General features: G+C 61.3%; 11 protein-coding genes. 6 read left to right on the forward strand and 5 right to left on the reverse strand.

The features are described from left to right. Nucleotides 1–45: 45 nt before the first annotated feature. The 5 genes from ACRDT3_RS17050 to ACRDT3_RS17070 form a co-directional block, all read right to left on the reverse strand. Nucleotides 46–240, reverse strand: a complete 195-nt coding sequence (locus ACRDT3_RS17050; RefSeq protein ID WP_431494126.1) for an NADP-dependent isocitrate dehydrogenase — start codon at nt 238–240, stop codon at nt 46–48. 46 nt (nt 241–286) lie between these two features. Further along, the gene (locus ACRDT3_RS17055) at nt 287–1,024 is read right to left on the reverse strand and encodes a type II toxin-antitoxin system RelE family toxin (protein ID WP_013348026.1); all 738 of its coding nucleotides are present in this window, start codon (nt 1,022–1,024) and stop codon (nt 287–289) included. Continuing rightward, on the reverse strand, nt 1,011–1,286 hold the full coding sequence (locus tag ACRDT3_RS17060; protein ID WP_013348025.1) for a type II toxin-antitoxin system prevent-host-death family antitoxin: 276 nt from the start codon (nt 1,284–1,286) through the stop codon (nt 1,011–1,013). The genes ACRDT3_RS17055 and ACRDT3_RS17060 overlap by 14 nt, the downstream gene beginning before the upstream one ends. A gap of 133 nt (nt 1,287–1,419) precedes the next feature. Then, complete coding sequence (locus tag ACRDT3_RS17065) at nt 1,420–3,642, reverse strand: NADP-dependent isocitrate dehydrogenase (protein WP_431494127.1); 2,223 nt, start codon at nt 3,640–3,642, stop codon at nt 1,420–1,422. A gap of 213 nt (nt 3,643–3,855) precedes the next feature. Then, a complete protein-coding gene (locus ACRDT3_RS17070) occupies nt 3,856–4,449 on the reverse strand; it encodes a TetR family transcriptional regulator (RefSeq protein ID WP_431494128.1) in 594 nt (197 codons plus the stop codon). Between the two features lie 148 nt (nt 4,450–4,597). Here ACRDT3_RS17070 and ACRDT3_RS17075 point away from each other — a divergent pair, with 148 nt between their 5' ends. The 6 genes from ACRDT3_RS17075 to ACRDT3_RS17100 all read left to right on the forward strand — a co-directional run bounded on the left by ACRDT3_RS17075 (nt 4,598) and on the right by ACRDT3_RS17100 (nt 12,092). Then, nucleotides 4,598–6,058: an MDR family MFS transporter gene (locus tag ACRDT3_RS17075; protein ID WP_431494129.1), complete on the forward strand. Its 1,461-nt coding sequence runs from the start codon at nt 4,598–4,600 to the stop codon at nt 6,056–6,058. A gap of 606 nt (nt 6,059–6,664) precedes the next feature. Further along, entirely contained in the window at nt 6,665–7,240 is a 576-nt protein-coding gene (locus tag ACRDT3_RS17080; protein WP_431494130.1) for a hypothetical protein, read from the forward strand. A 291-nt stretch (nt 7,241–7,531) separates the two neighbouring features. Further along, nucleotides 7,532–9,217 carry a formate--tetrahydrofolate ligase gene (locus ACRDT3_RS17085; RefSeq protein WP_431494131.1) on the forward strand — a complete coding sequence of 562 codons (1,686 nt, stop codon included), beginning with the start codon at nt 7,532–7,534 and terminating at the stop codon, nt 9,215–9,217. Between the two features lie 161 nt (nt 9,218–9,378). Then, a complete protein-coding gene (locus tag ACRDT3_RS17090; RefSeq protein ID WP_013348020.1) occupies nt 9,379–9,525 on the forward strand; it encodes a hypothetical protein in 147 nt (48 codons plus the stop codon). A 207-nt stretch (nt 9,526–9,732) separates the two neighbouring features. Next, nucleotides 9,733–10,491 carry a LamB/YcsF family protein gene (locus tag ACRDT3_RS17095; RefSeq protein ID WP_431494132.1) on the forward strand — a complete coding sequence of 253 codons (759 nt, stop codon included), beginning with the start codon at nt 9,733–9,735 and terminating at the stop codon, nt 10,489–10,491. Beyond that, entirely contained in the window at nt 10,488–12,092 is a 1,605-nt protein-coding gene (locus ACRDT3_RS17100; RefSeq protein ID WP_431494133.1) for a carboxyltransferase domain-containing protein, read from the forward strand. Before ACRDT3_RS17095 ends, ACRDT3_RS17100 begins: the two co-directional genes overlap by 4 nt. Nucleotides 12,093–12,095 lie beyond the last annotated feature (3 nt).

Consider the following 12,095-nt stretch of genomic DNA (forward strand, 5'->3'; position numbering starts at 1 on the left):
GCGCCGCCCCTTCGGGCGGCGCCTGCCTGTTTCAACTCGGGAGGACTACTTAGTCAGCAGTTCCAGAGCCTTGTTCAGCGTTGCGCTAGCGCGCAATACCGCCGAGGTGACTAGTTCCAAGATCGGAAATAGGTCGGTCAGGTAGTCACTCAGCACGAAACAGGTTATCTGCCGCATTAAATTCATTGATCGCCGCTCTTTGTCATGAGTGGCGATCAATTGGTTCGATTCGATGATCAAGCTCCAAATGCTTAAGGGCCCAGACTGCGGATAAGTTTGGTTCAGGTTACCTGTGTCCGCGATGGGCACCAGCATGCCCCTTGACCCGAATGCACGGTGTTTTCAGCTTGGGCATGATTGCCCCGCATCTGGGCTCGCGCCTACTCGCCAAGATGCGGTCTGGTCGAGTGCTTGTTGCGATGCGCCCAAGAGCTGCTGCAATGGCAGCTTCGTGGTTCACTTCGCCGTTTACCCATGCCGCTGACATGGCAACGACAATTTCGTCCTTCGACAGTATTCTGGCGAAATCCTCGTCGAGCGCCCCTGCAGCAACAGCCGATTTAATGAGCCCTTCAGGAGCCGGTTCCTCCTTATAGTCCCAATCTTCCAAACCGACACGTGCCTTGGTGTCATCGATCAGCGTCAGCGCATCCCAGATCTGGGTTTGTTCTGCTTCGCTGAGTTTGCCGGATTGAATCAGGTCGTGCGCGTAAACATACACCTCATCGTCACGTCGATGACCGATTGTTATGACTTCAATCAGGCCAACGCCTTCACGCACGCTCACCCTATATATGATGCGGAACTCTCTTTGCGCCGCCTCAACCGTGTTGAAGCCGACCAAGTTTGTCTTGTTCTGATGTGAAAGAGGGTGCTTGCCCTGTGGAGCAGCGAACAGCGAAACGATCGTGTCCATCACGTTTTCCCGCTGCGGGGCAACAACGTTTTCGATCAGCCAGTCAATGCTTTCTTCGGTGAATACAACTTCAGCTTGCTGTTGTGGTAGCTCATCAATCGGAGGCAAAGAGCTTCTCCCGAGCCTGATCCGTCGTCAACATTGCCGAACGGTCAGCGACGAGGTTGGCCGCCATGCTCAGCACCTTCAACTCAACTTCGCGTAGAAGCCGGCGCTGTTCATCACGTTCGGCGGCGCTCATGACAACTGCAACAGGCTTTCCGTGGCTCGTCAAAGTCACCGGGCGTTCCTGAGCCTGAGTCGTAATGAATCCTATTCCTTTGCGTGCTGCCACAGTAGAAGAGATTCTTAGAGGATGAGTCGTTGCCATGACACCATGTTAGCAATAAATACATATTAATACATAGAGTATCAACAATGGTGTCATTTGACTCATAGCATATTAACGCCGCCGGCCCCAATCCTCGATGAGGATTGGGGCCGGCGGACTGGGATCTAAGAGACTACTTGGTCAGCAGTTCCAGAGCCTTGTTCAGCGTTGCGCTTGGGCGCATGATTGCTGCAGTCTTGGCTTCGTCTGGGCGGTAGTAGCCAGCGATGTCTACTGCCTTGCCCTGGACCTCGGCCAATTCGGCAACGATGGCTTCTTCGTTCTCGCTCAGTGCCTTGGCTACTGCGGAGAAGGCCTGTGCCAGTTCTGCGTCCTTGTCCTGCTTGGCCAGTTCTTCAGCCCAGAACTTAGCCAGGTAGAAGTGGCTGCCGCGGTTATCCAGCTCGCCGACCTTGCGCTTTGGCGACTTGTCTTCCATCAGGAAGGTGCCGGTCGCAGCATCGAGGGTGTCGGCCAGAACCTGGGCACGAGCGTTGCCGTAGTTCGCGGCCAGGTGCTCGAAGGAAGCGCCCAGGGCCATGAACTCGCCCAGCGAATCCCAGCGCAGGTGGTTTTCGTTCACCAGCTGCTGCACGTGCTTCGGAGCCGAACCACCGGCACCGGTCTCGAACAGTCCGCCGCCAGCCAGCAGTGGAACGATCGAGAGCATCTTGGCCGAGGTGCCCAATTCCAGGATCGGGAACAGGTCGGTCAGGTAGTCGCGCAGCACGTTGCCGGTCACCGAGATGGTGTCCTCGCCCTTGCGGATGCGATCGATCGAGTACTTGGTAGCCTCGATTGGGGACAGGATCTTGATGGTCAGGCCCTCGGTGTCGTGGTCCTTGAGGTACTCGTTGACCTTGCTGATCAGCACGGCGTCGTGGGCGCGCTTCTCGTCCAGCCAGAAGACCGCAGGGGTCTGCGAAGCGCGGGCGCGGTTCACGGCCAGCTTCACCCAGTCGCGGATGGCTACGTCCTTGGCCTGGCATGCACGCCAGATGTCACCGGTGAAGACCTGGTGCTCGATGAGCACGGTGTCGTTCTCGTCGACAATCTGCACATGGCCGTTGCCGGCAATTTCGAAGGTCTTGTCGTGGGAGCCGTATTCTTCGGCCTTCTGTGCCATCAGGCCGACGTTTGGCACGGTGCCCATGGTGGTTGGGTCGAAGGCGCCGTTGGCACGGCAGTCGTCGATGGCAACCTGGTAGATGCCTGCGTAGGAGGAATCCGGCAGTACAGCCAGGGTGTCTGCGGTGTTGCCCTTGGCATCCCACATCTTGCCGCCCAGGCGGATCATTGCCGGCATCGAAGCGTCAACGATCACGTCCGATGGAACGTGCAGGTTGGTGATGCCCTTGTCGGAATCGACCATGGCAACTTCCGGGCCCTCTTCCAGGCCCTTGGCGATCAGCTTCTCCACGCCGGCGCGGACCTCGTCGGACAGTTCGTCCAGGCCGCCGATGATGGCTGCCAGGCCGTTGTTCGGGTTCAGGCCGGCTGCTGCCAGCTCGTCGCCGTAGGTGTCGAACAGCTCGGAGAAGTAGGCCTTGACCACGTGGCCGAAGATGATCGGGTCCGAAACCTTCATCATGGTGGCCTTCAGGTGCGCCGAGAACAGCACGCCTTCTTCCTTGGCGCGGGCTACGGAGTTCTTCAGGAACTCGGAGAGCGCTGCGGCGTGCATGACGGTGCCGTCGATGACTTCGCCGGCCAGCACGTCGAATGGCTTCTTCAGGACCTTGACTTCGCCGTCTTCGCCGACGAAGCGGATCGAGATCTTCTTGTCCGCGTCGATGACGACGGACTTCTCGTTGGCTGCGAAGTCGTCAACGCCCATGGTGGCGACGTTGGTCTTCGAATCAGCGGACCATTCGCCCATGGAGTGCGGGTACTTGCGGGCGTAGTTCTTCACACTCAGCGGTGCACGGCGGTCCGAGTTGCCTTCGCGCAGCACTGGGTTCACTGCCGAACCCTTGATCTTGTCGTAGCGGGCGCGGATGTCGGTCTCTTCATCCGAGCTCGGGTTGTCTGGGTAGTCAGGCAGTGCGTAACCGGCGGCCTGCAGCTCGGCGACAGCAGCCTTCAGCTGCGGGATCGAAGCCGAGATGTTCGGCAGCTTGATGATGTTGGCCTCTGGGGTCTTGGCCAGTTCGCCAAGTTCTGCCAAAGCATCGGAAATGCGCTGTTCTTCGGTCACATAGTCCGGGAAGGTAGCGATAATGCGACCGGCCAGCGAGATGTCGCGGGTCTCAAGTTCCACACCAGCGGTCGAGGCGAAGGCCTCCACGATTGGCAGGAACGAGTGGGTCGCCAGCATCGGCGCTTCATCGGTATGGGTGTAAATAATCTTTGCCATAGGTGTGGCGTCTCCCTGAACGTCGTGTGGAAGCGGGGTTATCCGCCCTGAACTCAACGTTCCAAATCTACCTGATTTTGGCCAGCACCACACTTTCCGGCCAACAGAAATATGCGCGGCAATCCCTGATATTCGCCGAAATGCCGGGCTGGACAGAGCGCAAGTAGTTCGTCACATTTAAGTTAATCAGCGATAACTCAACAGAGTTATTCGCTATTCGGCTCTTCCGCCGGCCAGCGCTTCGAGATTCGCCATGGCCTCATCGAAGAGCTCAACTGGATCTGCAGGCTCCCCGGCCTGCTCCGCCTGGCCGAAGCACTGCCAGGCCACGCGCCAGAGGACAGCCAGGGTTTCGCCGATCATCAGGGCAGGCATGGCCGGCAGCAGGCCGCGACGGCGCAGCTCTTGCGCGGTGGCTGCCGAGAAGGCTTGCTCCTGCCGGGTGATGGCCAGCAGGAGTTTCGGCTCGATGACAATCAACCGGGAAATGCGGCGGTATTCGCTGGCACGGATCTCCGCGACCAGGATCCTGCGGCATTCGCCGGCGAGCAGGCGGAAGATCTGCGCACTCGTGGACCCGGGAGCAATCTCGCATCCGGCCACAGCGTCGATCAGCTCATGCTGGGCGGGCACGATGGCCGCTTCCCTGGAGTCGCAATAGCGGAAGAACGTCCGTTCGGAAATGCCGGCCCGGGCGGCAATCTGCCCCACGGTCACCGAGTCCAGGCCGTGGGATTCCACCAGGTCCAGGGCCGCTGCGTGAATTGCCTGGAGGGTAGCCGCCTTGCGCTCCTCCCGAATCCCCATGGTGCTCTCCAATGCTCAAAGGCCGCCCGTGCCGCGCAGGCTACGTCCACCGAATTTGTTTCCTGTCACAGTCTGACAGATTCGCTTCCGAAAAAGTGGCAGAGTGTGACAGTATTTAGCGGTTGGCACCCCAGAGGAAGAAGAATCCATGACGACAAAACCCGCTGCAACCAGCGCAAAGCCAGGAGCCGCGCCCGCCGGGCAGCCCACCGGCAAAGCCCTGACCGGCATCATCGCCTCCCTGGCTCTGGCCGCGTTCATGATGATCCTGAACGAAACCGTGCTCACCGTGGCACTGCCCGGCATCATGCAGGATCTGTCCATTTCGGCATCCACCGGACAATGGCTCACCACCGGATTCCTTCTGACCCTGTCGGTAGTCATCCCCACCACCGGCTATCTGCTGCAGCGCTTCGCGCACCGGTCGCTGTTCTTCTTCGCGATCCTCAGCTTCATCCTGGGCACCGCCATCGCAGTTCTGGCGCCGAGCTTCGCCTTCTTGCTGCTGGCGCGCATCATCCAGGCCGTTGGCACGGCCATCATCCTGCCCCTGCTGATGACCACCACCTTGGCTCTGGTGCCTGTCCACCAGCGCGGCACCGTCATGGGGCTGAACTCGATCGTCATCGGCGTGGGCCCGGCCATCGGCCCGACCGCTTCGGGTGCCGTCGTGCACGCCTTGGACTGGCACTACATCTTTATCCTGATGCTGCCGATCGCCGTGGCGGTCTTGGTACTGGGCGCCATCTTCTTCAAGATCCCTTCCACCGCACGCAAGATCAAGGTGGATTCCGCTTCGGTCCTGCTATCCGCCTTGGCTTTCGGGTTCCTGGTGTACGGCATTTCCAGCATCGAGCATGCCGCAGATAACTCCGCGATGATGATCGCCAGCTTCGCCATCGGCCTGGTGGCCCTGGCCCTGTTCATCATCCGCCAGGTCAAATTGGCCGCCAGCGGCCGTGAACTGCTGAATCTGGCCCCGTTTGCCTCGCGCAGCTTCAGCTTCGCGATAGCGATGATCATGATCGCCTTCGGCACCCTGCTCGGTTCGCTGATGATCGTGCCGATCCTGCTGGAATCCGGCCAGGGCATCGACTCGCTGCAGATCGGCATCATGCTGCTTCCCGGCGGGCTGGCCCAGGCCATCGCCTCGCCGATTTTCGGGCGGATCTACGACAAGCGCGGACCGCGCCCGGTGCTGATCCCCGGCGCCGTGCTCCTGGCCGCCGGGCAGTGGATGTACACCACTATCACCGTGCAGACCGAGTTGTGGATGTTCATGCTCTGCCATATCGTCTTCTCGATCGGCTTGGCCCTGCTGATGACCGGCTTGATGTCCTCCGCGATGGCTTCGGTAGATCCTCGGCTGTTCGGCCACGGTTCGGCAATCTTCAATACAGCGCAGCAGCTGGGCGGAGCCATCGGCACCACGATCTTCGTGACCGTGATGTCGCTGCTCTCCGAGGTCCAGCTGGATGCAGGGTCCGAGTTGGCTCAGGCCTTGTTCTCCGGCGCGCACATCTCGTTCATCGTCGGCGCAGTGCTGGCCACGTTCGGCATCGTTTTCGCCTTCATGATCAAGGGCGAGAAGCCGCACGCTAATCACTGAAGCAATGCTCCGGCGATGCTGGCCCTGAAAGCTCGGATTCGCCCGGGCGCTGGTGTCCGGGAAAGCGACAAGTGCCCTAGATACTTACAGTATCCAGCCCGCGTGGAGGAATTCCTGGTGGAATTCCTCCGCTCGGGCTTCATTTGTCCTTGGAGGCACCCCGGGCTGTCGGCCGCTTCCTTGTCCGTTGGGTTCTGGGCAGTTGCATGGCTACGGCGACCTCATAAGTTCCCCAAACGCGAGGCTGGCCACGAAACCGCCTGGTCCGCGATTCACGTTGGGAAGCACGGAGTTGCCTAGGCGCTTCTACTGGGCACCGGAACAGGGAACCAGTTACCACCTACGTCATATTCTGCTTCCGACATTCGACGGCCACATCCTTCGCACACCTGGGTGAATACTGCCACGGACACCGCCCGATTCCGCACTGTTTATTGGCGAGCAGCGGCAGGTCATTGGTCGTTTTCCAGCTCATTTATCCCAACAGCTAAGTAAATTTTCATTGATCCTCAGAGATCATGAGATGCAGATAAACTCTCAGGCATAGCACTTCTCCCCCGTGTAGTCCTATGCGAGGTGTATATAAATCTGAGTTGGAGACGAGTAATGGGATCAAATAATCCGCTAATCACCCGCACCACAATAGGAATAGCCGCCTTAGCGCTTGTCTCGCCATTATTATTTACTGCTTGCACAGAAGCTCCAGTTGAGCCATCAGCTAGCAGTTCGGCAACAACGACAATTCGGGAGAGCCCCGAAGAGTCAGCCGATGTCCAGGAGCTTAAATCGGTCTATGAATCCTTTGATCCTGCTCAGCTCACCGAACTGACCAAGCAACGCCACGAAGAATCATCCGATTCCAACCTGGTTTTTGTCACTGAAGGATTGATTGAGCCAGATAGTGAGTTGAGCGTTCCGAAGATTCCTGGTGCGAACAAGAAGTCCCTACTCGTTTCCTACATGTGCCGTTCTTCCGCTGAACAAGACGCTCGATGGCGCGTTGACTTCCGTGCAGATTCCAAACCTCTGAAATCAGGCGTTCAGTCGGGGTCTTGCAATACGAATTCACTGGAAATGTTCATCACGAGAACGCTAACTCCGGCAGAGTTACCCGAAGCATTGGAAGCGACGGGGAATGCTGAGCTCGCTGTGTCTATTTTCGAGATTGAGGAAACCAGTTGAGGCCATGCCACAGAATTCCTGCAGTGGGAGCATCAGCTCTGCGGTGAGCAGGAACTGGTCCTCAAGCAGCGACCGCGGCTTGGGCGCAACTAAATTCTTGAGAAGTTGGTTTTAGGGTGCCGCTACCCCTTGTCCGGCCCTCGGACCGTGCCGAGAACCGATCCACGTTCTGCCTGGTGCAGCCTTCTCGCCTCGCCTGCAAGGTGATAGCTTGAAGGCCAATCAGGGAAAACCAGAAGCCTTGGTCTTCCTCATTCCCGGGTCACCGGGCAGCCAGACAGGGGACACAACATGGCAATATTGCCGGAAACCGATATGAGCGATCTGGCCATTGCCTCGCGGGCAGTGCTCAGGCCGATCTCCCGGATTGCCGAGGCGGCCGGAATCCCGCAGGACGCGCTGGAGCCCTACGGCAAGTACAAGGCCAAAATTGATCCTGCCCTGCTGCCGGCCAACGGAAGCCGGCCCGGAAAAGTCGTCCTGGTCAGCGGCATGTCCCCGACGCCGGCGGGGGAAGGCAAATCCACCATGGTGGTGGGCCTGGGCGACGCGCTGGCTGCCACCGGGACCAAGACCATCATCGCGCTGCGCGAGCCCTCAGTCGGCCCGAGCTTCGGGATGAAGGGCGGAGCCACCGGTGGAGGCCAGTCCCAGGTGCTGCCCATGGATGAAATCAACCTGCATTTCACCGGGGACTTCCACGCGATCACCAGCGCCAACAACCTGCTCATGGCGTTGATCGACAACCACCTGCAGCAGGGCAATGCGCTGGGCATCGATCCGCGGCGCATTACTTTCAAGCGCGTGATGGACATGAACGACCGCTCGTTGCGCAATATCGTCATCGGACTGGGCGGGCCAGCCGATGGAATGCCACGGGATGCAGGTTTCGAGATCACGGCGGCTTCCGAAGTGATGGCGGTCTTCTGCCTGGCCACCGGGTTGGCGGACCTGCGCGCCAGGCTCGGCCGCATGACCTTGGGCTACACCTATGCCAAGGCGCCGGTCACCGTCGATGATTTGGGTGCTGCTGGAGCGATGACGCTATTGCTCAAGGATGCGCTCAAACCCAACCTGGTGCAGAGCATTGGCGGCACCCCCGCGCTGATCCATGGCGGCCCGTTCGCCAATATCGCGCACGGCTGCAATTCGGCCATCGCCACGAACACCGCGCGCACGCTAGCCGACGTCGTGGTGACCGAGGCCGGGTTCGGCACGGATCTGGGCGCCGAGAAGTTCATGGACATCAAGGCCCGCTATGCCGGATGCCCGCCTGCCACCGTGGTGGTGGTCGCCACGATCCGCGCCCTGAAAATGCATGGCGGGGTACCCAAGGACCAGCTGGATCAGCAGAACACCGAGGCCGTGAACGCAGGCCTGGCCAATTTGGCCCGGCACGTGGGGATTGTGCGCAAATTCGGTGTCGAACCGGTGATAGGCGTCAACCGGTTCACCGCCGATACGGAAGCCGAGCTCCAGGTGGTCACCCAGTGGGCGGCAGCCAACGGCATTGCCTGTGCCGTGGCTGATGTCTGGGGCCAAGGCGGTGCCGGGACCCAGGAATTGGCTCGCGTGGTGCTGCGCGCCATCGATGCGCCCAATAATTTCGCCCCGCTCTACGCACTGGAACTTCCCGTTGAACAGAAGATCCTGCGGTTGGTCCAGGAAATCTACGGCGGCGCCGGGGTCGACTACTCGCCACGAGCGAAGCGGATGCTGGAGCAGATCCACGCCAACGGGTGGGAGGATCTTCCGGTATGCATTGCCAAAACCCAGTACTCCTTCTCAGATGACCCGCAGCTGCTGGGCTCCGCCGAAGGATTCACCTTGCAGATCCGGGAAATCATTCCGAAAACCGGTGCCGGCTTCATCGTCGCCATCACCGGTGCGCTCACCACGATGCCGGGGCTTCCGAAGGTGCCTGCGGCGATGCACATGGATGTCGATGAGCAGGGCCATGCCGTGGGCTTGTCCTAGGATCGCGGTGTCAGCCTGGCTGCTGATTGCGATTCCACGGCGGGCGAACATGATAGTTCGCTGAATCCTCCGGAGTTTGCATGCAATCACCGCTAGGCTGTGGGCAAGCAGCAATTATTAGCTGGCTTGAGAAAATCCAGTACTGATGAAGGGAAGGAATCATGGCAGCGGAACATCACGACGAAACCACTGGTCCGGACAAGTCGCCGAATCCCCACGGCAAGAACACCGAGGTACCAGATCCAGACGAGGCGCAGAACGCGCCGATTCCCTTTGGACATGAAGAAGATGGCGACAACGAAGACTGATAGCAGCCGCCGTTGACGCATAACGCAGGCCCGGGGCCGGAATTCCGCGTGAATTCCCGCCCCGGGCTTTGCCGTTGCCTGAGCCGATCCAGGCAGTCAGCCACCGGGTGAGAGCGCTTGCCAAGACTTCCTCCCCTGGGATTGTTGAACAATTGGGAAAAGTAGGGCATTCTTTTACCAAGGCATTTTCACGAGACGGGGATCACAATGGCATTCATCGACCTGAACTCAGACGTAGGCGAGTCGTTCGGCAACTGGAAGATGGGCGATGACGCCGCCATCTTCACCTCCGTTTCCTCAGCCAACGTCGCCTGCGGCTTCCATGCCGGAGACCCCAGCACCATCGCCCAGACCTGCCGCGATGCCGTCAGCGCCAATGTCACCATCGGAGCCCACGTCGGCTATCGCGACTTAGCCGGATTCGGCCGCCGCTTCCTGGACTGCTCGGCCACCGAACTGGCCGACGACGTGCTCTACCAGCTCGGCGCCCTGCAGGCATTGGCCCGCAGCGCCGGCAGCGAGATCAAATACGTCAAGCCGCACGGCGCCCTGTACAACACGATCGTGCACCATGAGGTCCACGCCCAGGCCGTCATCGACGCCATCAAGGCCTTCGGCACCGACCTGCCGGTCCTGCTGCTGCCCGGATCCCTGGCACTGCAGAAAGCCGAAGCCGCCGGGCTGCGCGGCGTGGCTGAAGCCTTCGCCGACCGCAACTACACCCCGCAAGGCACCTTGGTCTCCCGCCGCGAAGCCAACGCGGTGCTGCATGACCCCGAGCAGGTCGCCGCGAACATGGTCCGGCTGGCCACCGAAGGAACCATCGTTGCCGTCGACGGCAGCACCATCAAGATGCCCGCGGAAAGCATCTGCCTGCACGGCGACACCGCCGGTGCCGTCGCCATGGCCAGCGCCGTGCGCGCCGGACTTGAAAACGCCGGAGTGCAGATTCGGAGCTTCGCGTGAGCATCCGCGCTATCCACCACGCCGGCTCCCACGACCTGCTCGTCGACCTCGACTCTCTGGATGCGGTGCTCGCACTGAACGCCGCCTTGGAAGCGTCCCCCTTGGAGGGCCAACGCGACCTGCTGGCCGCGGCACAAACCGTGCTGCTCAAATTCTCCAATGCCGAACAAGCCCAGCGTGCCCGCACCCTGCTGCCGACCTTGGCTTTCGGCACGGCCGCTGAAACCATCGGCAAGGTCGTTGACGTTCCCGTGCACTACGACGGCGAAGACCTCGCTGCCGTCGCCGAGCTGACCGGGCTGAGCATTGATGCGGTCATCACCGCGCACAGCACCCAGTCCTGGCGTGCGGTGTTCGGCGGCTTCGCCCCGGGCTTCGCCTACCTGCTTGGCCAGAACCAGCAGCTGAACGTGCCGCGCCGCGAAACACCGCGCACCAAGGTGCCAGCCGGTGCTGTCGCGCTCGCCGGCGAGTACTCGGCCGTCTACCCGCGCCAGTCCCCCGGAGGCTGGCAGCTGATCGGGCATACCGACGTGCAGATGTGGGACCTGGAGCGCGAGAACCCGGCACTGATCCGCCCGCAGGACACCGTGAAGTTCACCCCTGCCATGCAGAAGATCGCGGTGCGCGAAACCCCCGCGTCCGCGCCAGTACAGCCCGCCGCGGACGGAAGCAGCGCACTGCGCATCATCGATTCCGGCCTGCAGTCGCTCTTGCAGGATGCCGGGCGCATCGGCTACGGCAATCTCGGCGTCGGCGTGGCCGGCGCGGCTGACCCAGCAGCCTTCCACCAGGCCAACCGCCTGGTGGGCAACCCGGTCAACCACGCAGTCATCGAGAACCTGGGCAGCCGCATCACGCTCGAAGCCGAGCAGGACCAGGTGCTGGCCCATACGGGCGCCGAAGCCGACCTGTGGATCACCCCGGCCGCCGACGATGAAGTGCGCACCGAACGCCAGGTCGCGGGCAATATGCCCTTCGCCCTGCTGCACGGCGAGCGCCTCACGGTCACCTCGGGCGGCCGCGGGTTGCGCAGCTATCTGGCGGTGCGCGGGCGGATCGGGCTTGAACCGGTCCTCGGCTCGCTGTCCACCGACACCCTCTCCGGGGTGGGCCCGGCACCGTTGGCATCCGGTGACGTGCTTCCGGTGCAGCGCCCGCGCATCGGGCACATCGTCGGCAATTCCCTGCCCAGCACGCTTCCGGTCCACGATGCCCACGGCGTGTACACGCTGCGGGTGCTGGCCGGCCCGCGCGCCGACTGGTTCGGCCCGGCAGGCCTGGCCCAGCTGACCGGCCAGGTGTGGGAAGCGACCAGCGAGTCCAACCGCGTTGGCGTGCGCCTGGGCACCGGCGCGCAACCGCTGCAGCGCATCCGCGCAGGCGAGCTGGCCAGCGAAGGCGTGGCCCGAGGCTCGTTGCAGGTCCCGCCCTCCGGCTTGCCAGTACTGTTCCTCGCCGATCATCCGGTGACCGGCGGTTATCCGGTGATCGCCACCGTCATCGCCGAAGACTTGAGCGCAGCCGCGCAGCTTCCCCCGGGAAGCAGCATTCGATTCGTCCTCCATCCCGCTGCCGGCCAACCGGCCGCTGAAGCCTAAGGA

This window comes from Glutamicibacter sp. (assembly GCF_050701915.1).
Lineage (GTDB): Bacteria > Actinomycetota > Actinomycetes > Actinomycetales > Micrococcaceae > Glutamicibacter.